Genomic DNA, 23232 nt, shown 5'->3' with positions numbered 1-23232 from the left:
GGGGCCTCCGCCGTGTCAGTTCCAGGTGCGGGCGCGCAGGGGCATGCCCGACTCCCCCGATTCGGGGACCCGCACGGCCAGGACCTGGTTGACGCCGATGCGGTTGCGCTCGAAGGCGACCGCGCTCGCGGCCATGTACAGGCGCCAGACGCGGGCGCGGCCGGGTCCGGTGAGCCGGCCGGCCCGCTTCCAGTCGGCCTCCAGGCGGGCGACCCACCGGCGCAGCGTGAGGGCGTAGTGCTCGCGGATCGACTCGACGTCGCGCACCTCGAACCCGGCGCGCTCCAGCTGGGTGACGGTGATGCCGATGGGCTGGAGCTCGCCGCCGGGGAAGACGTAGGAGTCGATGAAGGCGTCGACCTCGTACGTCGACTCGTCCCGCTGCGGGCGGCGCGCGATCTGGTGGTTCAGCAGCCGGCCGCCGGGCTTGAGCAGCTCGTACAGGGCGTCGGCGTACTCCAGATACCGTTCGGCGCCGACGTGTTCGGCCATGCCGATGGAGGAGATCGCGTCGTACGGGCCGTCGCGGACGTCCCGGTAGTCCTGTACGCGGATCTCGATCCGGTCGGTGAGGCCCTCTTCCGCGACGCGCTTGCGGGCGTAGGCGGCCTGCTCCTGGGAGAGCGTGACGCCGACGACGCTCACGCCGTGCCCGCGGGCGGCGTGGATGGCCATGGAGCCCCAGCCGCAGCCGACGTCGAGCAGCCGCTGACCCGGCCTCAGGCCCAGCTTGCGGCAGACGAGTTCGAGCTTGTCGTGCTGGGCCTCTTCGAGGGTGCCGTCCGGGCTGTCCCAGTAGGCGCAGGAGTACACCATGGACGGGCCGAGGACGATCTCGTAGAAGTCGTTGCCGACGTCGTAGTGGTGGCTGATGGCGCGTCTGTCGCTGCGTTTGGTGTGCAGGTGGCGGCGGGGGCTGCGGGCCTCCTCGGGGGGCGGGGCGGGCGGCAGCGGGCTCCCGGCGAGCTTGATGAGCCCCCGGACCGCGGAGCGGACCTCGGGGTCGCGCAGGGCCTGGGTGAGGGTGCGGGCGTCCTCGCCGCGCTCCCAGATGTCTCCGGCGAGCAGGTCGAGGGCGGTGTAGAGGTCGCCCTCGATGTCCAGGTCTCCCGCCACCCAGGCGCGGGCCAGACCCAGTTCGCCCGGCTTCCACAGCAGGCGGCGCAGGGCGCGGCGGTTGCGTACGACCAGGGTCGGCGCGCCCGGCGGGCCCGCCTGCGAACCGTCCCAGGCGCGGACGCGCACCGGGGGCGGTGCTCCCAGCAACTGTGCGAAGAGGCCCTGCAGCCGCTGCGCGGCGTCTGCCATGGTGTACACCTCCGTGACGGGGAATCCCGGAATGTCCGACACCACGTAAACACCTGCGGGGCCCGAGCGCAGTCCCCGGCACGCGTCATGTCTGAGCAAAACCGCCACTTCGCCCACCCGGCGGTGGGTTCCGTACAACGCCGAAGGACCTCCCGCACCACGGATGGCGGGAGGTCCTTCGTCAGACGGGTGACCGGGGGAGGGTCAGGAGGCCTTGGCCTTCTCCTCGGTCTTCTCCTTCGGCGCGGCGGCGACCGGGGCCGGCTTGGCGGCCTCGTAGAACTCCTCGCGCGGCGTCTCCATCGCGCCGAGGGAGACGACCTCGCGCTTGAGGAACATCGCCAGGGTCCAGTCGGCGAAGACGCGGATCTTGCGGTTCCAGGTCGGCATCGCCAGACCGTGGTAGCCACGGTGCATGTACCAGGCGAGACGACCCTTGAGCTTGATCTTCATCTTGCCCATGACGATCATCGCGACGCCCTTGTGGAGGCCGAGACCGGCCACCGCGCCCTTGTTGGCGTGGGCGTAGTCCTTCTGCGGGAAGCCCCGCATACCGGAGACCACGTTGTCGCCGAGGACCCGGGCCTGGCGCAGCGCGTGCTGGGCGTTCGGCGGGCACCAGGCGTTCTCGTTGCCGGCCTTGCGGCCGACGAGGTCCGGGACCTGCGCGTTGTCGCCGGCGGCCCAGATGTAGTCGGTGCCCTTGACCTGGAGCGTCGGCTCGCAGTCGACGTGACCGCGGGGGCCCAGCGGCAGGCCGTAGCGGGACAGGGCCGGGTTGGGCTTGACACCGGCGGTCCAGACGATGGTGCTGGAGTCGACCTCGAGGCCGTTCTTCAGCACCACGTGGCCGTCGACGCAGGAGTCCATGGAGGTGGACAGGTAGACCTCGACGCCGCGGCCCTCGAGGTGCTCCTTGCCGTACTTGCCGAGCTTGGGACCCACCTCGGGGAGGATCTTGTCGGCGGCGTCGACCAGGATGAAGCGCATGTCCTCACGGGACACGTTCTTGTAGTACTTCGCGGCGTCACGGGCCATGTCCTCGACCTCGCCGATGGTCTCCGCACCGGCGAAACCGCCGCCCACGAAGACGAAGGTGAGCGCCTTGCGGCGGATCTCCTCGTCGGTGGTGGAGTCGGCCTTGTCGAGCTGCTCGAGGACGTGGTTGCGCAGGCCGATGGCCTCCTCGACGCCCTTCATGCCGATGCCCTGCTCGGCGAGGCCGGGGATCGGGAAGGTGCGGGAGACCGCGCCGAGCGCGATCACCAGGTAGTCGAAGGGCAGCTCGTAGGCCTCGCCGACCAGCGGGGAGACCGTGGCGACCTTGCGGTCCTGGTCGATGGTGGTGACCCGGCCGGTGAGAACCTCCGCCTTGGGCAGCACGCGTCGCAGCGGGACGACGACGTGGCGCGGGGAGATGTTGCCGGCGGCGGCTTCGGGGAGGAAGGGCTGGTAGGTCATGTACGACCGGGGGTCGACGACCGTGACGGTCGCCTCTCCGTAGCGCATCTTCTTCTGGATGCGCCGAGCTGCGTACAGGCCTACGTACCCACCGCCTACTACGAGGATCCTGGGACGCTCCGTGGTGCTCATGCCATCGAGTATCCACCCGCCTCAGGGGGGTGGCTCGTGCGCCCCTTCACAAGCTCGGTCAGGGTGTGTGTTATCCTCCGCGGCTCGCGTGATCCATGTCATGGTGACAACCGGGATCGTTTGTGCACCCCGGACCGTTGTCAATGCCGCGTGAGCTGCCTCTCTGGGCGGAAAGGGCCTCCGTGAGGCCACCCCGGGGTGCCGCTCCGGGCGCCTTCCCCGCCATCTCCATACCACGCTTCTGAACATGTTCAAAGGCGCCTTGGGGCCCCGGATGGGTCAACCGGACCCTTCCTGTCGCCCTCGCGGGCCGAATTCCTTGTGAAGAACTTCACGAACTTTTCCGACGAGCTGTCGCCGGGGGGGTCACCGGAGCCCCCCCGGACGCGCTCAAACGTGATCCATGCCTGCTCAGAAGCGGCCTACGCGACCGACCACGCGATGCCGTCGAGGATGTCGTGTTCGCTCACGACGACCTCCTCGGCGCCGATGCGCTCCATGATCGACAGCAGTACGAGGGCCCCGGCGCCGATCACGTCGACCCGGCCCGGGTGCATGGAGGGCACGGCCGCGCGCTCGGCGTGGGTGGAGCGCAGCAGCCACTCGGTGATCTCGCGGACCCGGTCGTGGGAGACCCGGGAGTGGTGGATGGCGGCCGAGTCGTACTCGGGCAGCTCCTGGGCGATGGCCGACACGGTCGTCACGGAGCCGGCCAGACCCACCAGCGTGCGGGCCTCGCGCAGCGGGACCGTCTCCTCGGCGAGGTCGAGGGCGGCCTCGATGTCCGCCCGCATCGCCGCGATCTGCTCCTTCGACGGCGGGTCGCTCACCGCGCCGTCCCGGACCAGATGGCGCTCGGTCATACGGACGCAGCCGATGTCCACCGAGCGCGCCGCGCGCACCTGGTCGTCGCCGACCACGAACTCGGTCGAGCCGCCGCCGATGTCCACGACGAGGTAGGGCTTCGGGAGGTGGTCGCGCCCGGCGAGCTCCTTGGTGGCGCCGGTGAAGGAGAACCCGGCCTCCTGGTCCCCGGAGATCACTTCGGGCTCGACGCCCAGGATGTCCAGCACGCCGCGCACGAACTCGTCGCGGTTCTCGGCGTCCCGGGAGGCGGAGGTCGCCACGAACCGCAGCCGCTCCGCCCCGTGCTCCTTGATGATCGCGGCGTACTCGCGGCAGGCCGCGAAGGTCCGCTGCAGCGCCTCGGGGGCGAGCCGGCCGGTGCGGTCGACGCCCTGCCCGAGCCGCACGATGGTCATGCGGCGGTCCAGGTCGACCAGCTCACCGGTGGCCGGGTCGGCGTCCGCGACCAGGAGGCGGATGGAGTTCGTACCGCAGTCCACGGCGGCGACACGGGTCACTGGGCGGCCTCCTCGGCATTCGTCACGCACGGGCCCTTGCGCCACCACTCCGGCAGCATCTCGATCGCCTCGTCGCCGAGCGGGTTCACACCGGGCCCCGCGGCCAGCGAGTGCGCCACCAGCACGTGCAGGCACTTCACCCGGTCCGGCATGCCGCCCGCGCTGGGAAAGTTCTTCAGCTCCTCGATCTCGTCCCGGCGCCTGATGTAGTCCTTGTGCGCCGCCCGGTAGGCCGCCGCAAGCTCGGGGTCCGAGGCCAGCCGCTCGGTCATCTCCTTCATCACGCCGTTCGCCTCCAGCGTGCCGATGGCCGAGTTCGCCTTCGGGCACGTCAGGTAGTACAGCGTGGGGAACGGCGTTCCGTCCGGCAGCCGCGGTGCCGTCTCGACGACGTCCGGGTGCCCGCAGGGACACCGGTGCGCGATGGCGCGCAGACCGCGCGGGGGCCGGCCGAGCTGCTGCTTGAAGGCCTCGACGTCGGCGTCGGTGGGCTCGGTGCGCGGAGTGGTCGGCGGGGGCGTTTCCATGACTGTCTTCAGGCTGTCTTTCTTTGAGTCAGGTATCTGGCTGGAGTCCGGGTTCACCGGGCGGAGGCGTCGGACTTGTCGACGCCGTCCCACACGTTCGCGTACCAGACGCGGTCGGCCGTCCCGAGCACGGCGTGCGACTGCCGCGCCGCGTGCGGGTCGACGACGATGAATCCCGTCTCCCCCGGCATGACGTAGTGCAACCGCTGCCGGATCTGCTGCTCCGCGTACGCGTCGTCCTGCCAGCGCGCCTTCTGGTCGCGCAGCCGTTCGACACGTTGGCGGGCCTGCTGCTGTTCGCGCTGGAGGTCGTCGATCTCGGCGCGCTGCGAGACGTACTCCCGCATCGGGTAGGCCAGCGCCACGATCAGCGTGCACATCACCAGGGCGAGCAGCGCGGCCCGGCCGGTCAGCCGGGAGCGGCGGGCCTGGCGCCGGGTCTGGGAGCGGTAGACCCGGGCCGCGGTCTGCTCGCCGAGCAGCCGGATCCTGGTCGCGGTGGAGAAACGGTCCCGGTCCTTCACGGCCATGGTCTCCCCGCTCTCCCGCTCCACCGTCCAACGCGCGTACGTCCCCGGACACGGTACGGGACCGAGTACGGGGACGTACGTACGACTGGCTCAGGCTTGACCCTTAACGGGTCAGCCCGGGTCAGCCCTTGAAGCGCGGGAAGGCGCTGCGGCCGGCGTAGACCGCCGCGTCGTCGAGGATCTCCTCGATGCGCAGCAGCTGGTTGTACTTGGCGACGCGCTCGGAGCGGGCCGGGGCGCCGGTCTTGATCTGGCCGCAGTTGGTGGCGACGGCCAGGTCGGCGATGGTGACGTCCTCGGTCTCGCCGGAGCGGTGGGACATCATGCACTTGAAGCCGTTGCGCTGGGCCAGCTCGACGGCGTCCAGGGTCTCGGTCAGCGAGCCGATCTGGTTGACCTTGACCAGCAGGGCGTTGGCGGCGTTCTCGTCGATGCCGCGGGCGAGGCGCTCGGGGTTGGTGACGAACAGGTCGTCGCCGACGAGCTGGACCTTGTCGCCGAGCTTCTCGGTGATGGTCTTCCAGCCGTCCCAGTCGTCCTCGAACAGCGGGTCCTCGATGGAGACCAGCGGGTACGCGTCGACGAGCTCGGCGTAGTACTCGGTCATCTCGGCGGCGGAGCGCGTCTTGCCCTCGAAGGTGTAGGCGCCGTCCTTGTAGAACTCGGACGCGGCCACGTCGAGCGCGAGGGCGATCTGCTCGCCGGGGGTGTAGCCGGCCTCCTTGATCGCCTCGAGGATGAGGTCGAGGGCCTCGCGGTTGGAGCCGAGGTTCGGGGCGAAGCCGCCCTCGTCGCCGAGGCCGGTGGCCAGGCCCTTGCTCTTCAGGACCTTCTTCAGCGTGTGGTAGACCTCGGCGCCCCAGCGCAGGGCCTCGGAGAAGGACTCCGCGCCGATCGGGGCGATCATGAACTCCTGGATGTCCACGTTGGAGTCGGCGTGCGAGCCGCCGTTCAGGATGTTCATCATCGGCACCGGCAGCAGGTGCGCGTTCGGGCCGCCCAGGTAGCGGAACAGCGGCAGGTCGCTGGCCTCGGAGGCGGCGTGGGCGACGGCGAGGGAGACGCCGAGGATGGCGTTGGCGCCGAGGGAGCCCTTGTTGTCGGTGGCGTCCAGGTCGAACATCGCCTGGTCGATCAGGCGCTGCTCGGTGGCGTCGTAGCCGACGAGCTCCGGGCCGATCTGCTCGATGACCGCGAGGACGGCCTTCTCCACACCCTTGCCGAGGTAGCGGTTCGAGTCGCCGTCACGCAGCTCGATGGCCTCGAAGGCGCCCGTGGAGGCGCCGGACGGGACGGCGGCACGACCGGTGCTGCCGTCGTCGAGGCCGACCTCGACCTCGACCGTGGGGTTGCCTCGGGAGTCCAGGATTTCCCGGGCTACGACGACGTCGATGGACGGCACGAGCATCTCCTTCTTATGTGACGCGGGTACGCGGGTCGCGGGGACCCGGCGAGGTGCGGGCCGTGGTGGCTCGCGACATGAGCCTAACCGGCTCCGGCCGATCGGCCACCGGGTCGCCCACCCCATGGACAGAACCGAGCGTAAATTGTTTCCGAACGGAACAAAGACGGTTGTGGAAAAGCCGGGCAGAAAAAACCCCCGCCCCGGCGCGCGTACGGGGGGAACACGCACCGGGGCGGGGAGCCCTTGAGAGCTGCTGCTTACTTCAGGTGCAGCTGCTGGCCCGGGTAGATGAGGTTGGCGTCCTCGACGATGTCCTTGTTCAGCTGGAAGAGCTTCTCCCAGCCGCCCTCGACCTTCTTGTCCGACGCGATCGAGCTGAGGGTGTCACCCTTGGCGACCTTGTACTCGCCGTCGCCCTTCTTGACCTTCTTGCCGGTCGGGGTGGTGACGGTCTTCTTGGCGGCCGGGCGCTCGTCGGAGCGGGAGGCCGGCTGCTGCTCGGTCTCGCGGGACTCGGTGCTCTGCCGGCTCTGCTGCGAGGAGCTGCCGGAGTCGTCCGAGGAGGAGCCGCCGCTGTAGCCGGCGCTCGACAGGCCCTTGCCGCAGACCGGCCAGGCACCCTTGCCCTGGCCCGCGAGGACCTTCTCGCCGATCTCGATCTGCTGCTCCTTGGTGGCCTGGTCGGCGGTGGCGGCGTACTTGGTGCCGCCGTAGCCGGACCAGGTGGAGGCGGAGAACTGCAGACCGCCGTAGTAGCCGTTGCCGGTGTTGATGGACCAGTTGCCGCCGGCCTCGCACTGGGCGACGGCGTCCCACTCGGAGGCGGTGGCGGCGGAGGCGCCGCCGGCGGCCATCAGCGGGGCGGCGACAGCGGCGCCGGTGACACCGGCGACGGCGATGGCACGGCTGGCCTTGGACGGACGGCGGTGCTTGCCCTTGCTGGAAAACAGCATGGAAGGATCCCCTCACCGACGCCTGCGAGGTGAGCTGTCGGGTTCGGGCCGGTTGAGTTGCCCGGCCGCGTCCCTCCCGGGACACGGCTTCACCCCAAGCCCTTCCGGCGCAACTGGCCGGTCGGGCACCTACCTTGGGTCCCCCGCTCCTGCCTACGGCGCTTGACGCGACGACTGTTCCCGTACGGCCGCTGGCAGGATTCGGCGTTGCGGCAGCCGGGGCTCGTGGTGACGAGCGGTCCCGACCGTAGCCACGCGATCCGCCGAATTTCAAAGCCGATCAGGGCTTCTGAGATCTATCTCTCACGGGCCCCAAACGGGACATTCGCCGCGAAATATGACGCGAACTCGCGCGGTTTCGGGGCGACTTCCGCCCCCGTTTCCGCACTGCCCGAACAGCTACTTCTCGTCCGCTTCGCCCTCGACCGTGAGCTTCTGACCGGGGCGGATGAGGTCCGGGTCGGTGCCGACGGCCTTCTTGTTGCCGTCGTAGAGCTCGTGCCATCCGCCGCTGATGTCAAGGGAGTCGGCGATGGACCAGAGGCTGTCGCCGATACCCACGATGTAGGCACCCTCGGACGAGTCGTCGGAGCCCTCGTCGCCGCGCGAGGCGTGACGACCCGTGGACTCGTCCGTGCGGCCGCTCTCGGGCGCCTGGGTCTCGTCGGCGCTGGGGCCGCGATGACGGCCGGAGCCGGTGTCGGTCCCGTTCTCGGCGGACCGCGAAGAGTCGTCGTTCTGCCGCGAGTTGTCGGACTTGTCACCCTCGGGCGTGGCCGACGGGGAGCCGCTGGGCTCCTGACCCTGCGTGGCGGAACCCTCGGATTCGGGCGACTTGTCGGGCTTGGCGGTTTCATCCTCTGAGGTCGACGACGCGTCAGGCGACGGCGAGGCGGACGACGAAGGGGACGAGCCGAGAGAGTCGAGCAATCCGGACGAGTCCGATGAACCGGACGAGTCGGATGATTCAGAGGTGTCCGACCCCTTGTCCTGCTCGAGGCCGGAGAGCAGTCCACAGGTGCGCCAGGCACCGGCCCCCTGGTCGGCGAGGATTCTCTCGGCCACGGCTATCTGCTGGGAACGGCTGGCCAGGTCGGCGCTCGGGGCGTAGTCGAGGCCGCCGTTGTTCTCCCAGTCCTCCTGCGACAACTGCAGCCCGCCGAAGTATCCGTTGCCGCTGTTCTGGCTCCAGGCGCCACCGGTCTCGCAGTCCGCGACCCGGTCCCAGGTCGTGGCATCGGCAGCGCTGGCGCCGGAGGCCCCGAGGAGCGGGATCGCGATGGCGGAGCCGGTCACTCCTGCCGCGACGAGGAGAGCCGGAGCCTGGCGGGGGCGACGGTGCCGACCGTTCCCGGAGAGCATACGGAGACCTTTCGCGAAGACAGCAGTGACCGGCGCGAAGCCGGGTTTTCCCGGGCCGCGCTGATGATGGGTGAACGTATAGGCAGACGATCACTTGTCACAAGTTAATGCCGCGTAGATCACGTGAAGATCACAGCCCTGACGGCGTGTCACCTTTGGGCGGGCGTGAACTCCACCGGCAGGGTGCGCAGCCCTCGCATGATCAGGCCGCCGCGCCATCTCAGCTCGGCCGGGTCGGCCGCGAGCCTCAGGTCCGGGAGACGGGTGAGGAGCGTGGCGAGGGCGGTCTGGCCCTCCAGCCGGGCGAGCGGGGCGCCGAGGCAGTAGTGGATGCCGTGGCCGTACCCGAGGTGCTGGTTGTCGCTGCGGGCGAGGTCGAGCACGTCCGGATCGGCGAACCGCTCCGGGTCCCGGTCGGCGGCGGCCAGGACGACGAGGACCGGGTCGCCGGTCTCGATGTGCTGTCCGCCGATGGTGAGGGGCTGGGTGGCGAAGCGCCAGGTGGCGAGTTCGACGGGTCCGTCGAAGCGCAGAAGTTCCTCGACGCCGGTCTCCAGGAGGCCTCTTTCCCCGGCTGCGAGGGACGCCTGGAGCCGGCTGCGCTGATCGGGGTGGGTGAGCAGGGCGTAGGTGCCGTTGCCGATCAGGTTCACGGTCGTCTCGAAACCGGCGAACAGCAGGATGAAGGCCATGGCGGCGGCCTCGTTCTCGGTGAGGTGCTCGCCGTGGTCGGAGGCGCGGATGAGACCGGAGATGAGGTCCTCGCCGGGGGCGGGTTCGGCGGGGAGCGCCTCCCGCTTGCGGTGGATGAGGTCGGCGAGATAGCCGCGCATCTTCTTCACGGACCGCGCCACGCCGCCCCGGGGCCCGCCCTGGTGACGGATCATCATGCCCGCCCAGTCCCGGAAGTCGTCCTGGTCCTCGCGGGGGACGCCGAGCAGGTCGCAGATGGCGTAGATGGGCAGCGGGAAGGCGAACTCGTGGATCAGGTCGGCGGACCCCTGCTGCGCGAACCCGTCGATGAGACCGTCGGTGAGCTCCTGCACCCGCTGCTCGAACTCGGCGACCCGGCGGGGCGTGAACGCCTTGGACACGAGCCGCCGCAGCCGGGTGTGGTCCGGCGGATCGATGTTGAGCAGATGCGTCATCAACTCGGCCTTGCGCTCACCGGGGATACCGGTCTTGCCTTTGGCGTGCGCGGGTTCATGATGATGCGCCGGATTCTTGGAGAGGCGGTTGTCGGCGAGGGTCTGCTTGGCATCGGCGTACCGCGTGACCAGCCAGGCCTCGACGCCGCTGGGAAGCTTGGTCCGGTGCACGGGGGCGTGCTCGCGGAGCCAGGCGTAGGCGGGATAGGGGTCGGTGGCGAACTCCCACGAGAACAGCTCGGGCACGCCGGGCACTTCATGTCGCATGCCTCAGCCCTCGGTCTCCCTGATCGCGTCCCGGTAGGCGCGGGCCGCCGCTCTCAGGGCCGCCTCCGGGTCCACGCCCTCCGACTCGGCGCGGACCGCCAGGGCCAGGAGGTCGTAGCCGATGCCCTCGACGGGCGGGAGCGGTATGTCCAGGTTCGCTGTGCGGGCACGGGAGGCCAGCTTGGCGGCGAGGGCCAGGCCGGGCTGGCCGAGGGGGACGCCCTCGGTGACGGAGGTGCGCTGTTTCTCGACCGCCTTGGTGCGCAGCCAGTGCTCCTTGACCTCCTCGGGGGTGGTGGCCGTCTCCTCGCCGAAGACATGCGGGTGCCGGTGGATCAGCTTGGCGACGATGCCGCCGGCGACGTCGTCGATGGAGAAGGGTTCCTCCGGATCCTCCTCGGCGATGCGGGCGTGGAAGACGACCTGGAGCAGGACGTCACCGAGCTCCTCGCGCAGCTCGTCGCGGTCGCCCTCCTCGATCGCCTCGACGAGTTCGTACGCCTCCTCGATGCCGTACTTCGCCAGGCCCTTGTGGGTCTGGCGGGACGACCAGGGGCATTCGGCGCGGATGCGGTCCATGACCTGGACGAGGTCGAGGAGGCGGGCGCCCGGCAGGTCGTAGGAGGCGGGGAGCAGCTCCAGCTCGGGCATGTCGACCCGGCCGGTGCCGGCCAGGCGGGCCAGGCCGTCCGTGAGGGCCGGCTCGCCCTCGCCCGTCGCCACGACGACCACCGTGCGGCCCCCGGCGCAGGCGTCGATCAGCTCCTGGGCGGCCGGGGAGGCCTCGTCGACGATGATCCCCGCCTCGCGCAGATACGGCAGCTGCGGGTGGGTGCCGTCCGCGCACAGCACCTGGTCGGCCGCGTGCAGTGCCTGCCAGGCGGGCCAGGAGAGCAGGCCGGGGGCGACGCGGTGGCTGGTGGTGAGCAGGACGATGCGGCCGGGGGCGGCGGCCGTGCCGGGGGCGGCCTGCTCGGGTCGCGGGGTGGCTTCGGGGCTGTTGGCGTTCACGATTCGAAGCTATCCCACGTCGCCGACAGCCCCCGAAGTTATCCACAGGCCCGGTGGAGGGGGCCCGGGGTACCTCTTACATGCCCTGCTGCGTCTGGACCGTCGTCACGTCCCGCACCCACGGCGTCTTCGCGTCGGCGCGGCTGCTCTTCTGGACGTCCCAGGTGCCGTAACGCGGGTTGAGGTCGACGTTCAGGTCCTTGGAGGCGTCGGACAGGGCCTTCCAGAACTCGGGACGGCTGGTGTCCGTGTTGAGCTTCTCGGCGAGCTTCTGGGCCTCGAGCTGGAGGCGGAGGTTGTCGTCCAGACGCTCCGGCGGGATGCCGTACTGCTGGAGCCAGGTCGTCTCCAGCGCCTTGGCGCCGCCGGCCTGCTCCTCCAGGCCGGACCGCATCTCCTGGATCTCCTTGCGGGTGACGGTCACCCCGGCGTTCTCGGCGGCGCGGTGCAGCACCCGGTCCAGGATCATGGTGTGCAGGGTGTCGCGGGTGAGGGTGCCGGTCCGGGCGATGGCCTGCTGGTACTGGGCGTCGTTCGGCACGGTCGCCCGCTGGGCCGCGCGTACCTCGCCGACCCGCTCCTCCAGCTGGGAGACGGTGATCCGCTGCCCGCCGACCACGGCCGCGGCGCCGGGATGAGCGTCGTTTCCGCAGGCGGTGAGGAGGGGCGCCGCTGCGGCGATCGCGGCGGTGAGGACGAGCGCGGTGCGACGGCGGCGGTGCAAGGAAACCTCCCGAGGAGATTGTGCGACGGTGCACAAGGTCTTGCGTTGATCGATGTTAGGCAGTGGGCGAGCTCTGGCCAACCCATTCGACCAACGATTCACCAGGACTTCCGGCACCGCCGCGCCGCCCCGGGCCGGGTGAAGGGCGGGTACTAACCGGGACTAACCGCGGACCTGCCCCAGCCACTGCAGTGTCCGGCGGATCTCCGCGCCCAGCGGGTGGCCGGTGCCGTGGGTGCGCTCCACGTCGTGCAGCAGCCGGGCGAGGGTGTCGTGGGCGGCGCCGCGATCACCGAGGGCGAGCAGGAGGTGGCCGATGCGGCGGCGGACGTCGTGCGCGAGTTCGGGGCCGCCGGCGGCCACGTACTGGTTCTCGTAGTACGGCAGCACCGCCCGGTACTCGGCGAGCGCGGCGGCCGGTTCGCCCAGCTGTTCAAGGCACTGGGCGACCTCGTAGCGGAAGCGCAGGGACTGCGGGTCGGCCTGGCCGGCCTCGGCGGCGCGTTCGTCTGCGAGGCGGCGCAGCTCGGGCAGGGCGCGCCGGTACTGGCCGTCGTCGAGGAGCGTGGCCGCGTACTGCTTGCGCAGGGTGCGTACGACCGGGGAGTGCTCGCCGTGCTGTTCGGCGGCGGGCAGGGTCGCGCCGAGGATGTCGACGGCCTGGGTGATGCGGCCCTCGCCGAGGAGCCGTTTGACCTCGTCGACGGCGCGGGCGATGTCCGTCTTGCCGGGCGCCTCGGTGACGGGCGTGGCGGGCGCGGGCTGCGGCGCCGGGGTGCGCGCCCGGTCCGGCCAGGGGGCGTGCGGGCGCAGGAACGGGCGGGTGGGGTCGAGGGGTGCTCCGGTGGGCGTCCCGCGCGCGGGCAGGAGCAGCTCCAGATGCTCGTACACCTCCTGCGCGGAGGCCGGCCGGTGCTGCGGGTCCTTGGCGAGGAGGCGCAGGACGAGGGCCTCCAGGGCCTCGGGGACCTCGGGGCGGATGCGCCGCACGGGCAGCGGGGGCTCGTACAGGTGCCGGTGCAGTACGCCGAGCGCGGTGGAGCCGGAGAAGGGGACGTCGCCGCTGAGCAGTTCGTGCAGGACGACGCCGAGTGCGTACAGGTCGGTGTACGGGCCGACCGCGCCGCCCATGGCCTGCTCGGGGGCCATGTAGGCGGGCGAGCCTATCGGGGTGCCGGTGTGGGTGAGGCGGGTGGTGTCCGTGTCCATGACGGAGGCGATGCCCAGGTCGAGGACGGTGACCGTGCCGTCCTGCTTCACCATCACATTGCGCGGCTTGAGGTCGCGGTGGACGATCGGCACGGCGTGCACGGCGCTGAGCACGGCGCACAGTTGCGCGGCGACCGCCACGGCCCACTGCCAGGGGTACGGGTCGTGCTCCGCGAGATGGCCGGCGAGGTCGGCGCCGTCGATGTACTGCATGACGAGGAACAGCTCCTCGCCCTCGCTGCCCGCGTCGTGCACCGTGACCAGGCCCGGGTGGTCGACCTGCGCCGTCACCCGGCACTCGCGCACGAAGCGGCGGCGCAGTTCCTCCGCGTCCTGCCCGGCCACCTTGTCGGGGCGCAGCAGCTTCACCGCCACGCGCCGGTCGAGCCGCTGGTCGTACGCCGTCCAGACCTGTCCCATGCCGCCCTGGCCGAGGAGCGTGGACAGCTCGTAGCGGCCGGCGACGACACGTCCTGCCGCCGCGCTCACCTGCCGCCCTCGGGGGTGCCGTCCCGGTGGCCTTCGCCCTCGTGCCGGCGCAGGTAGTCGCTGAGTTCGTCGAGTTCGGCGCGTACCTGGTCGATGCGGGCCGGGGCGGGGCGCTGCGGCGACGGCGGTACGGGGCCGGGCGACGGGGTGTCACCGGCGACGGGTGGGTGCGGTGGCTGCCGCGGGACGGGCGTGGACGTGGGGGCGTAGGGCGGCGCGGGGTGCGGATAGCCGTACGGGGTGTGCGCCGCCGTCTGCGCGTGGGGCGACGGGTAGCCGGCGAACTGCCGGGGTGCGCTGTGGTGGCCGATGTCCACGATCAGGAAGTAGATGGTGGAGCCCAGGCCGAGCAGCAGCATCACGGCCAGCGCGATGTCGGTCCGGTAGTCGCCCTCCGGCAGTACGCCGATCACCGCGAAGCACGCGATGGACAGGGGCAGGCTCACCCAGGCCAGCACCCAGTCGAGGCCCCGTCCGCGCAGGACGGCCACCCGGAACAGCGGTACGCAGGCCAGCACGCCGCAGGTGAGGAAACCGGCGGCGGCGAACAGCACGCGCAGGGAGATGACCGTTGCCGCGCTGCGGGGAGGCGGCGCGGCGCCGTGGCCGTACATGACTGCTCCTGGACCGGTGTAGCCGATGGGGACGGGTGTGCGAGTGACAGAGCCCGGTTGGGAGTCCGAGCGTATAGCCCGACACGGACAACCCGTCACGGGTTGTACCGAACCGTTGTCGTGCTGATCACTTCGCTCCGGTCACACCTGCCGCCCGGCGCTCACACGGCGTGCCGCATCCACACGTTGGGCTCGACGTACACCGCGTACCCGCGCGCGGGCTCGCAGCGCACCGGCACCAGGCCGCCGGGCACCTCGATGTCGCCCTCGGTGTCGAAGGGCAGTCCCGTCCAGCGGCGCCAGTGCGCCAGCGAGGCGGCCACCGTCATGGACGCGGGCGCCACGGAGTCGATGGTGGCCCCGGCCCGGGCGTGGACGCGCAGCCACGGGTCCTGGGGCAGGCCGTCGGGGCGTACGCGGCGGGCGTACTCCTCGATGGGGGTGTGCGGTTCCAGGTGCTTGGCGTTGGGGCGGACCGGGGCGACGACCTCGCTGAAGCCGCGGGCCCGGGCGTTGTCGCGCAGGGCCGAGAGCATCACCGTGGACAGGCCGCGGCCCTGTGCGTGCGGGGCGACGGATATCGAGATCGCGCTGACCGTGTCGGGGCGGACCCCGCGACGCAGGTCGGAGAAGGCCCATATGAGGACCGTGTCCCAGCCGCCCGCGGGCAGTTCGCCGCCCCTGGTGCCGAGAGCGAAGGGCACGCTGTAGGCGTTCGCGACGACCTCGCCCCGCTCGTCCTCGGCGAACAGGACGTATTCGGGGAGTTCGGCGGCGATGCGCGGGAAGTGCGCGGCGCCCACCAGGTCCTGGATCACGAACTCCGGCCAGCTGTCCGCCATTCCGACGACCCGCTCCAGCATGTCCGGGCGGTCGGCGAGGGTCGATGTCTTGAGCTGCATGCGATCACATTAGGCGGGCGGGCGCCCACCGGGAATCGGATTACCGGGCGGGGACCCGGTCCGCCGGCCGGGCCGACCTGGCCTGACGTGCGGCGACGACCATGACGACGACAGAGGTCAGCGCGATCCCGGCGCCGGCGTAGAGCGGTGCGGTGTAGCCGAGGCCCGCCGAGATGGCCAGGCCGCCGAGCCAGGCGCCGAGGGCGTTGCCGATGTTGGACGCGGAGACGTTGGCACTGGCGGCCAGTGCCGCCCCGCCGGCGACGTCGGTGACACGGGTGATCATGCCGGGCACACTGGCGAACCCGGTCACCCCCATCAGGAACACCAGGACGACGGAGGCGGCGGCGCTGTCGGCCAGCAGTCCGAACAGGGCCAGGGTGAGGGTGAGTCCGAGCAGGGCCAGGACCAGGGCACGGTCCCGGTCGCGGTCGGCCGCGCGTCCGCCGACCAGGTTTCCGACGACCAGGCCGACGCCGTACACCATCAGCAGCCAGGCGACATCCGCCGGGGCGAAGCCGCTGACCTCGGTGAACGTGTACGCGATGTAGCTGAACGCGCCGAACATGCCGCCGTAGCTCAGCGCGGTGGCCGCGAGGGTCAGCCAGACCTGCGAGGACCGGAAGGCGCGGAGCTGGTCCCGCAGGCCACTGGGCGGCGCTGCCCCCTGCTCCCCCGCCCGGCCGGGGACGAGTGCGGCGATTCCCGCCAGTGCGAGCACGCCGATCGCGGTGACCGCCCAGAACGCCGCCCGCCAGCCCCAGCGTTCGCCGACCAGGGCGCCGAACGGCACGCCCAGCACGTTGGCGACCGTCAGCCCGGCGAACATGACGGCCACGGCCCGGGACTTCTTCTCCGGTGCGACCAGACTTCGTGCGACCAGCGAGCCGATCCCGAAGAACGAGCCGTGGCACAGCGCCGCGACGATCCGCCCGAGCAGCATCACCGGGTAGTCCGGGGCGACGGCGGAGAGCAGGTTGCCGATGACGAACAGCGCGACCAGGCCGACCAGGACCTGCTTGCGGGGCAGCCGTGCCGTCGCGGCGGTCAGCGCGATCGCCCCGACGGCGACGCTCAGCGCGTACCCGGTGATCAGCCACCCGGCGGCCGCCTCGGACACCTCGAAAGTCGACGCCACTTGGGGCAGCAGGCCGGCGATCAGGAACTCGGTGAGTCCGATGCCGAAGCCGCCGAGGGCCAGGGCTATGAGTCCGGTCGGCAGTTCGCTCCCCTTCCGTGTTGTGCGCTATCGCGTGCGCACGAACCGTGCCCGCTCGCCCGCCGGGAGCAGCTCGGTCGCGTACCGCACGGTGATGCGCGGCAGTTCGGTCTGATGGCGTTCGAGGAACGACACCAGCAGGGGCGCGTCCCGGCGGCCGATCTCGCGCAGCATCCAGCCGAGCGCCTTGTGGATCAGCGGTTCCGGATCCCGGCACAGCCCGCGCACCAGGCGGAGTGTCTGCTCGAAGCGTCCCTCGCGGATCAGCGCCAGCGTGGCGACCACGGCGATCCTGCGGTCCCACAGCGACGCCGACGCGGCGAGCCGGTCCAGGATCTCCGGGGCGTCCGCCGGACCGTCCACGAGCCAGGGCCCGAGCACGACATGCGCGGAAGCGTCCACCAGGTCCCAGTTGTCCACACAACCGGTGTGCGCCAGATAGAAGCCGACCAGCGCCGCACGCTCCGCCCCGCGCGCCGTCCGCATCCGCTCGGCCAGGACGAGGAGTCCGGCGAGCCGCTCCTCGTGGACGCGGCTGCGCAGCAGCACCTCCACGTCCTCGAGCGCCAGGTCCCGGTGGGCCCGAGCCAGCCCGCGCAGCACGGGCACGCGCACGCCGAGCAGTTCGTCGTCCTCCGGGGGACGGAGCACCCGCAGTTGCTGCGTTCTGACCCCGGGCTCCGCCAGGCCCCGGAGCTCGGTCCGCAAGGTGTCGAGCGAATCGGCCGTCATGTCGAAGGACGCTAGCCCCTTCACCCCCCGCACTGCCGCAGCATCATCTCCTTGTCGGCCGCCGTCACCGGCAGGTCGTACTTCAGCGACACCTGGGCGAAGCGCACCGAGTAGGAGCAGCGGATCGCCTTGTTGGGCGGCAGCCAGGACGCCGGGCCGGAGTCGCCCTTCGCGCTGTTGGTCGGGCCGTCCACCGGGACGAGATTGAGCGGGTCGTTGGCGATGGACTCCCGCTTGTCCTTCGTCCAGCGAGAAGCGCCCATCTGCCAGTCGTACGACAGCGGCATGACGTGGTCGATCTGGACCTTCGTCGCACGGGACTTGGTCCACTCGATGACGTTCCCGGTGTACGGGTCGTGCAGTGTCAGTGCCATGACGACGCAGTCCGAGCCCGACCGGAAACGGAGATCCTGGCCGTCGCGCTTCAAGAGGTCGTTCCGCGAGTCGCAGCCGTTGTGCGAGAAGGGAACGTCGCGGGGCGCCGAGTCCATCCAGGCGTAGCCGAACTTGTCCCGTTCGTAGCCCGTCCTGGGGCCGCGACCCTTCGTCGCCACCTTCTCGATCACGGCGCTCGCCCTCGCCCGGTCCGCGGTGGACGTGATCGCCGCGAGCCCCGGCTTGGTGCCGTCCGGGTTGTCCAGCGGGTTCACCGCCCGTCCGTCGCCGTCGGCCGGGACACCGGAGCCGGAGGGTCCGCCGCCGTCCGCGGGCGGGGCCAGGCCCTCGCAGCCGACCAGCGTCGAACCGGCGAACACCATCGCGACAGCGAGTGCCGCCCCGCCCCTCAGACGCGTCACCGTGCGCCCTCCCCTGCTTGTCCGTGCCTGGTCCCACGGTAGCGAGGGAGAGGTCCAGACCACATCGCCCCTAAACGGGCATTCACCGCATGTCACGCGTATCGTCGGTTTGGAATCACCTTCTGAAGGAGATCTGCATGGGCATCTTCGACAAGTTCAAGAGCCAGGCGCGGCACAAGGGCAAGCAAGGCTCGGACACCGCGGAACAGAAGGTCAACGAGAGGACGGGCGGCAAGTACGAGGACCAGGTCGACTCCGGGCAGCAGCGGATGGAAGGCTCGCTCGGCATGGACCGGGACCGCGACCGGCCCGACCAGCAGTAAGGCCTCTCCTCCCTCAGAGGCCGTCCGGGGAGACGTGTACGCACCTCCCGCGGGCGGCTTCCGGTGTTCCGAGGGCGGCTTCCCGGGCGGCGCTTGACCTTGACACCGGCGTCAAGGTCGGACGATCCCCGCATGACATCCCTCGATCCGAAGACTTCGGCATCCTCCGTTCCGAAGACGACACGCACCGTGCTCGTCACCGGCGCCGGCACCGGCATAGGCCGGGCCACCGCCCATGCGTTCGCCGACGAGGGAGCGCAGGTTGTGGCGGTGGGCCGCCGCGCGGGGGACTCCCGCGGAGTGATCGTGAACGTGACGACGGCGGTGGGACAGCGCGGCTGGCCCGGCAACTCCCTGTACGCGGCCGGAAAGGCGGCCCTGGAGGTGCTCACGCGCAGCTGGGCGGTGGAGCTCGCCCCGCTGGGGATCCGGGTCGCCGCCGTGGCCCCGGGCGCGATCGACACACCGATCGGGGACCACGCGGGTCACACCCCCGAGCAGCGCGCCGCGATCCGTGCCTGGCAGCTCGGCCACACGCCGCTCGGCCGGATCGGCCGCCCCGCGGAGGTGGCGTGGGCGATCGCCCGACTGGCCTCGCCGCAGGCCTCGTTCATCACCGGTGTGGTGCTTCCGGTGGACGGCGGCGCGCTCGTCACATGAGACTGACGCGCATGGCGGAACCCCGTATGACGCGCATGGCGGAACCCCGTATGCGGATCGGCGAACTCGCCGAGGCGACCGGCACGACTCCGCGCTCCCTGCGCCACTACGAGCAGGCAGGGCTCATCACCTCCGAACGCGCCGCCAACGGCTACCGCCTGTACGACGCCGCCGCGGCGGTCCGCGTCCGCAACATCCGGCAGCTGCTCGGCATCGGGCTGACGCTCGACGACGTACGGGTGTTCCTGCCCTGCCTGGACGGCGATGTCATGGCCGGACCCGCCTCCGGCCGGGCCGTCCGGACCGCCGCCGAGCGCCTCGCCCTGCTGGACGCGCGCATCGCCGCTCAAGTGGCGGTGCGCGACCGGCTGGCGGCGGTCCTTCACGCGCAGGGCGTCAGGACCCCAGCACCGACGTCAGGAACTCCCCGACCCACCCCAGCAACTCCCGCCCGACCAGCGGCTTTCCGCCGACCTTCGCGGTCTTCGGGCGCGGCACCAGCACCTGGTGCACCGCCGGCTTGATGACCGTGCCGGGATAGAGCCGCTTGAGCCGCAGTTCCTGCGACTCGCGCAACTCCACCGGGGCGAAGCGGATGTTGGTGCCCTGCAGCACGATCTCGCCGACCCCGCACGCGCGCGCGAGCATCCGCAGACCTGCGACCAGCAACAGGTTCTCCACCGGCTCGGGCAGCTTGCCGTAGCGGTCGACGAGTTCCTCGCGGACGCCCTTGACGTCCTCCTCGGTGTTGGCGGAGGCGATGGCGCGGTACGCCTGGAGACGGAGCCGCTCGCCCGGCGCGTAGTCGTGCGGGACGTGCGCGTCGACGGGCAGCTCGATCTTGACCTCGAGCGGCGGCTCCTCCTCGATCTCGCCGGTCTCCAGCTGGCGCCGGTAGTCGGCGACGGCCTCGCCCACCATCCGTACGTACAGGTCGAAGCCGACGCCCGCGATGTGGCCGGACTGCTCGCCGCCGAGGAGGTTGCCCGCGCCGCGGATCTCCAGGTCCTTCATCGCCACGTACATGCCGGCGCCCATCTCGGTGTGCTGCGCGATGGTCGCGAGCCGCTCGTGCGCGGTCTCGGTCAGCGGCTTCTCCGGCGGGTAGAGGAAGTACGCGTACCCGCGCTCGCGGCCCCGTCCCACCCGGCCGCGCAGCTGGTGCAGCTGCGACAGCCCGAAGTTGTCGCCGCGCTCCACGATGAGCGTGTTCGCGTTGGAGATGTCGATGCCGGACTCCACGATCGTCGTGGACACCAGCACGTCGAACTTCTTCTCCCAGAAGTCGACGACGACCTGCTCCAGCGCCGACTCCGACATCTGGCCGTGGGCGGTGGCGATACGCGCCTCGGGGACGATCTCGCGCAGCCGGGCCGCGGCCCGGTCGATCGACTCGACCCGGTTGTGGATGTAGAAGACCTGGCCCTCGCGCAGCAGCTCACGGCGGATGGCGGCGCCGATCTGCTTCTCCTCGTACGGGCCGACGAAGGTCAGCACCGGGTGCCGCTCCTCGGGCGGGGTGGTGATCGTCGACATCTCCCGGATGCCCGTGACCGCCATCTCCAGGGTCCTCGGGATGGGGGTCGCGGACATCGTCAGCACGTCGACGTTGGCCCGGAGCTTCTTCAGCTGCTCCTTGTGCTCGACGCCGAAGCGCTGCTCCTCGTCGACGATGACCAGGCCCAGGTCCTTGAACTTCGTCTCCGAAGAGAACAGCCGGTGCGTGCCGATGACGATGTCCACCGAGCCCTCGCGCAGGCCCTCCAGGACCGCCTTGGCCTCGGTGTCGGTCTGGAAGCGGGACAGTGCCTTCACACTGACCGGGAACTGCGCGTACCGCTCGCTGAACGTGCCGAAGTGCTGCTGCACCAGCAGGGTCGTGGGCACCAGGACGGCCACCTGCTTGCCGTCCTGGACGGCCTTGAAGGCGGCCCGGACCGCGATCTCGGTCTTGCCGTAGCCGACGTCGCCGCAGATCAGCCGGTCCATCGGGACCGTCTTCTCCATGTCGTCCTTGACCTCGGCGATGGTGGTGAGCTGGTCGGGCGTCTCCGCGTAGGGGAAGGCGTCCTCCAGCTCGCGCTGCCAGGGGGTGTCCGTCCCGAAGGCGTGCCCCGGGGCCGCCATGCGCGCGCTGTACAGCTTGATGAGGTCGGCGGCGATCTCCTTGACGGCCTTCTTGGCGCGGGCCTTCGTCTTCGTCCAGTCGGCGCCGCCCAGCCGGTGCAGGGTGGGGGCCTCGCCGCCGACGTACTTGGTGATCTGCTCCAGCTGGTCGGTGGGGATGTAGAGGCGGTCGCCGGGCTGGCCGCGCTTGGCGGGCGCGTACTCGACGACCAGGTACTCGCGGGTGGCGCCCTGCACGGTGCGCTGCACCATCTCGATGTAGCGGCCCACGCCGTGCTGCTCGTGGACGATGTAGTCGCCCGGCTCCAGGGTGAGCGGGTCGATGGTCTTGCGGCGGCGGGCCGGCATCCGGGCGCCGTCACGGCCCGCGGCCCTCTGGCCGGTCAGGTCGGTCTCGGTGAGCACCGCGAGTCCGAGGGCCGTGTCGACGAAGCCGTGCTCGATCGAGCCGCACGCCACGTGCACCAGGGACGGGGAGATCTCGGCGAGGTCGGCGTCGAGGCGGGCAGCGATGCCCTCGCCGCCCAGCACCTCGACCGTACGGGCCGCCGGGCCGTGCCCCTCGGTGACGAACACCGTGCGCCGGCCCTCGGCGAGCCAGCCCTTGGTGTCGGCGAGGGCCTTGGCGGTGTCCCCGCGGTAGGTCTCCGGGGCGTGCATGCCGAGCTTGAGGGTGTCCGCGTCGAGCTCCTCGTCCGCGGCGAACGGCGACACCGACCACCACATCATGTCCAGCTCGCGGGCCCGCTCCCGGACGTCCGCGATGGACCACAAGGAGGCCGCGTCGACGTCGATCGGCGCCTCGCCGCCCCCGGCGGTGGCCGCCCAGGAGGCCTGGAGGAACTCCTGCGAGGTGGCCACCAGGTCCGACGCGCGCGTGCGGACCCGCTCCGGGTCGCAGACGACGGCCATGGCGCCCTTGGGCAGCACGTCGAGCAGCAGCTCCATGTCGTCGACGAGGACCGGGGCGAGGGACTCCATGCCCTCGACCGCGATGCCCTCGGCGATCTTGCCGAGCAGTTCACCGAGCTCGGGGTGCTGTTCGGCGAGGGCACGCGCACGCGCGCGGACGTCCTCGGTGAGCAGCAGTTCGAGGCACGGCGGCGCCCACAGGCCGTGCTCGGCGACTTCGAGGGAGCGCTGGTCGGCGACCTTGAAGTAGCGGATCTCCTCGACGTCGTCGCCCCAGAACTCGATGCGCAGGGGGTGTTCCTCGGTGGGCGGGAACACATCGAGGATGCCGCCGCGCACGGCGAACTCGCCGCGCTTCTCGACCAGCTCCACGCGCGCGTACGCGGCGGCCCCGAGGGCGTCGACGATCTCCTCGAGGTCGACGGTCTGTCCCGGCTTCAGGGAGACCGGCTCCAGGTCTCCGAGGCCCTTGACCTGCGGCTGGAGCACGGACCGGACGGGCGCCACGACGACGGAGACCGGGCCGGTCTCGGGGTCGTCGGGGCGGGGGTGGGCCAGGCGGCGCAGCACGGCCAGGCGGCGGCCGACGGTGTCGCTGCGGGGGCTGAGCCGCTCGTGCGGGAGGGTCTCCCAGGAGGGGTACTCCACGACCCCCTCCGGCGGGAGGAGGGAGCGCAGGGCCGCGGCCAGGTCCTCGGCCTCGCGGCCCGTCGCCGTCACCGCCAGCACCGGGCGGCCCGAGTCCCGGGCGAGGGCGGCGACCGCGAAGGGGCGGGCGGCGGGAGGGCCGACCAGGTCGACGTGCATGCGGTTGCCGTCTGCGGCCGCGCTGATCGCTTCCGCGAGGGCGGCGTCTCTGACTACGGCGTCGAGCAGACCGTGCAGGCTCATACGGGTCTTTTCCGTCCAGGGGTGGGCAACACGACGGGCCCGACGCGCGCCGCGGGCCGGGGGTCTCCAGCGTACGACGCTGCGCGGCCGGGCGGCGGGGGCTGTGGACAACGCCCGTTCCCGGGCGGGCGGAGATTGACGTGGGCCCGCCCCGGAGGCGGAAAC

Annotated in this window: 20 protein-coding genes, 1 pseudogene and 1 riboswitch; of the genes and pseudogenes, 3 read left to right on the top strand and 18 right to left on the bottom strand. The window is 71.2% G+C overall.

Going from position 1 to position 23232, the window contains the following annotated elements:
• Window positions 1-15: 15 nt before the first annotated feature.
• From ACWIF2_RS30700 to ACWIF2_RS30620, 17 genes are all read right to left on the bottom strand, one after another.
• Window positions 16-1308: a class I SAM-dependent methyltransferase gene (locus tag ACWIF2_RS30700; protein WP_454364092.1), complete on the bottom strand. Its 1293-nt coding sequence runs from the start codon at window positions 1306-1308 to the stop codon at window positions 16-18.
• 204 nt (window positions 1309-1512) lie between these two features.
• The gene (locus ACWIF2_RS30695) at window positions 1513-2901 is read right to left on the bottom strand and encodes an NAD(P)/FAD-dependent oxidoreductase (protein WP_184598197.1); all 1389 of its coding nucleotides are present in this window, start codon (window positions 2899-2901) and stop codon (window positions 1513-1515) included.
• Window positions 2902-3323: 422 nt separating this feature from the next.
• Window positions 3324-4265 (bottom strand): Ppx/GppA phosphatase family protein, encoded by a 942-nt coding sequence (locus ACWIF2_RS30690; protein ID WP_454364090.1) that lies wholly within the window; start codon window positions 4263-4265, stop codon window positions 3324-3326.
• A complete protein-coding gene (locus ACWIF2_RS30685) occupies window positions 4262-4792 on the bottom strand; it encodes a DUF501 domain-containing protein (protein ID WP_454364088.1) in 531 nt (176 codons plus the stop codon). Before ACWIF2_RS30685 ends, ACWIF2_RS30690 begins: the two co-directional genes overlap by 4 nt.
• 53 nt (window positions 4793-4845) lie before the next feature.
• Window positions 4846-5322: an FtsB family cell division protein gene (locus ACWIF2_RS30680; RefSeq protein WP_454364087.1), complete on the bottom strand. Its 477-nt coding sequence runs from the start codon at window positions 5320-5322 to the stop codon at window positions 4846-4848.
• 121 nt (window positions 5323-5443) lie between these two features.
• Window positions 5444-6724 (bottom strand): phosphopyruvate hydratase, encoded by a 1281-nt coding sequence (gene eno, locus ACWIF2_RS30675; RefSeq protein WP_382832273.1) that lies wholly within the window; start codon window positions 6722-6724, stop codon window positions 5444-5446.
• Window positions 6725-6984: 260 nt separating this feature from the next.
• A complete protein-coding gene (locus tag ACWIF2_RS30670) occupies window positions 6985-7680 on the bottom strand; it encodes a transglycosylase family protein (protein ID WP_454364084.1) in 696 nt (231 codons plus the stop codon).
• Window positions 7681-7684: 4 nt separating this feature from the next.
• Window positions 7685-7851, bottom strand: a riboswitch (cyclic di-AMP (ydaO/yuaA leader).
• A 228-nt stretch (window positions 7852-8079) separates the two neighbouring features.
• A complete protein-coding gene (locus ACWIF2_RS30665) occupies window positions 8080-9042 on the bottom strand; it encodes a transglycosylase family protein (RefSeq protein ID WP_454364083.1) in 963 nt (320 codons plus the stop codon).
• Window positions 9043-9191: 149 nt separating this feature from the next.
• Window positions 9192-10457, bottom strand: a complete 1266-nt coding sequence (locus ACWIF2_RS30660; protein WP_454364081.1) for a cytochrome P450 family protein — start codon at window positions 10455-10457, stop codon at window positions 9192-9194.
• A gap of 3 nt (window positions 10458-10460) precedes the next feature.
• A complete protein-coding gene (locus ACWIF2_RS30655) occupies window positions 10461-11468 on the bottom strand; it encodes a nucleoside triphosphate pyrophosphohydrolase (RefSeq protein ID WP_454364079.1) in 1008 nt (335 codons plus the stop codon).
• A gap of 76 nt (window positions 11469-11544) precedes the next feature.
• The gene (locus ACWIF2_RS30650; protein WP_454364078.1) at window positions 11545-12192 is read right to left on the bottom strand and encodes a SurA N-terminal domain-containing protein; all 648 of its coding nucleotides are present in this window, start codon (window positions 12190-12192) and stop codon (window positions 11545-11547) included.
• Between the two features lie 162 nt (window positions 12193-12354).
• Window positions 12355-13848, bottom strand: a complete 1494-nt coding sequence (locus ACWIF2_RS30645) for a protein kinase domain-containing protein (protein ID WP_454364100.1) — start codon at window positions 13846-13848, stop codon at window positions 12355-12357.
• A gap of 38 nt (window positions 13849-13886) precedes the next feature.
• The gene (locus ACWIF2_RS30640; RefSeq protein ID WP_454364076.1) at window positions 13887-14504 is read right to left on the bottom strand and encodes a hypothetical protein; all 618 of its coding nucleotides are present in this window, start codon (window positions 14502-14504) and stop codon (window positions 13887-13889) included.
• 161 nt (window positions 14505-14665) lie between these two features.
• Window positions 14666-15406, bottom strand: a complete 741-nt coding sequence (locus ACWIF2_RS30635; RefSeq protein WP_454364074.1) for a GNAT family N-acetyltransferase — start codon at window positions 15404-15406, stop codon at window positions 14666-14668.
• 40 nt (window positions 15407-15446) lie between these two features.
• Window positions 15447-16628: an MFS transporter gene (locus ACWIF2_RS30630; RefSeq protein ID WP_454364098.1), complete on the bottom strand. Its 1182-nt coding sequence runs from the start codon at window positions 16626-16628 to the stop codon at window positions 15447-15449.
• 24 nt (window positions 16629-16652) lie between these two features.
• The gene (locus ACWIF2_RS30625) at window positions 16653-17357 is read right to left on the bottom strand and encodes a DNA alkylation repair protein (protein ID WP_454364072.1); all 705 of its coding nucleotides are present in this window, start codon (window positions 17355-17357) and stop codon (window positions 16653-16655) included.
• 20 nt (window positions 17358-17377) lie between these two features.
• Window positions 17378-18154 (bottom strand): HNH endonuclease family protein, encoded by a 777-nt coding sequence (locus tag ACWIF2_RS30620; protein ID WP_454364070.1) that lies wholly within the window; start codon window positions 18152-18154, stop codon window positions 17378-17380.
• 137 nt (window positions 18155-18291) lie between these two features.
• Between ACWIF2_RS30620 and ACWIF2_RS30615 the strand changes: the two genes are divergently transcribed.
• From ACWIF2_RS30615 to ACWIF2_RS30605, 3 genes and pseudogenes are all read left to right on the top strand, one after another.
• A complete protein-coding gene (locus tag ACWIF2_RS30615; RefSeq protein ID WP_454364068.1) occupies window positions 18292-18477 on the top strand; it encodes an antitoxin in 186 nt (61 codons plus the stop codon).
• 132 nt (window positions 18478-18609) lie between these two features.
• Complete coding sequence (locus tag ACWIF2_RS30610; protein WP_454364066.1) at window positions 18610-19137, top strand: SDR family NAD(P)-dependent oxidoreductase; 528 nt, start codon at window positions 18610-18612, stop codon at window positions 19135-19137.
• Between the two features lie 50 nt (window positions 19138-19187).
• Window positions 19188-19520 (top strand): annotated as a pseudogene (locus tag ACWIF2_RS30605) (MerR family transcriptional regulator); the annotation flags it as partial.
• A gap of 13 nt (window positions 19521-19533) precedes the next feature.
• Here the strand turns inward: ACWIF2_RS30605 and mfd are convergent.
• Window positions 19534-23067, bottom strand: a complete 3534-nt coding sequence (gene mfd, locus ACWIF2_RS30600) for a transcription-repair coupling factor (protein ID WP_454364064.1) — start codon at window positions 23065-23067, stop codon at window positions 19534-19536.
• Window positions 23068-23232 lie beyond the last annotated feature (165 nt).

Source organism: Streptomyces sp. NPDC055506 (assembly GCF_053643595.1).
The sequence above is the reverse complement of the archived record's forward strand: the minus strand, read 5'-3'. Positions and strand labels throughout refer to the sequence as shown.

Coding starts and splice junctions, on each gene's coding strand:
- mfd (WP_454364064.1), bottom strand. CDS start 23,067: ATGAGCCTGCACGGTCTGCTCGACGCCGTAGTCAGAGACGCCGCCCTC.
- ACWIF2_RS30695 (WP_184598197.1), bottom strand. CDS start 2,901: ATGAGCACCACGGAGCGTCCCAGGATCCTCGTAGTAGGCGGTGGGTAC.
- ACWIF2_RS30635 (WP_454364074.1), bottom strand. CDS start 15,406: ATGCAGCTCAAGACATCGACCCTCGCCGACCGCCCGGACATGCTGGAG.
- ACWIF2_RS30670 (WP_454364084.1), bottom strand. CDS start 7,680: ATGCTGTTTTCCAGCAAGGGCAAGCACCGCCGTCCGTCCAAGGCCAGC.
- ACWIF2_RS30680 (WP_454364087.1), bottom strand. CDS start 5,322: ATGGCCGTGAAGGACCGGGACCGTTTCTCCACCGCGACCAGGATCCGG.
- ACWIF2_RS30610 (WP_454364066.1), top strand. CDS start 18,610: ATGACATCCCTCGATCCGAAGACTTCGGCATCCTCCGTTCCGAAGACG.
- ACWIF2_RS30660 (WP_454364081.1), bottom strand. CDS start 10,457: ATGCGACATGAAGTGCCCGGCGTGCCCGAGCTGTTCTCGTGGGAGTTC.
- ACWIF2_RS30665 (WP_454364083.1), bottom strand. CDS start 9,042: ATGCTCTCCGGGAACGGTCGGCACCGTCGCCCCCGCCAGGCTCCGGCT.
- ACWIF2_RS30685 (WP_454364088.1), bottom strand. CDS start 4,792: ATGGAAACGCCCCCGCCGACCACTCCGCGCACCGAGCCCACCGACGCC.
- ACWIF2_RS30700 (WP_454364092.1), bottom strand. CDS start 1,308: ATGGCAGACGCCGCGCAGCGGCTGCAGGGCCTCTTCGCACAGTTGCTG.
- ACWIF2_RS30640 (WP_454364076.1), bottom strand. CDS start 14,504: ATGTACGGCCACGGCGCCGCGCCGCCTCCCCGCAGCGCGGCAACGGTC.
- ACWIF2_RS30625 (WP_454364072.1), bottom strand. CDS start 17,357: ATGACGGCCGATTCGCTCGACACCTTGCGGACCGAGCTCCGGGGCCTG.
- ACWIF2_RS30615 (WP_454364068.1), top strand. CDS start 18,292: ATGGGCATCTTCGACAAGTTCAAGAGCCAGGCGCGGCACAAGGGCAAG.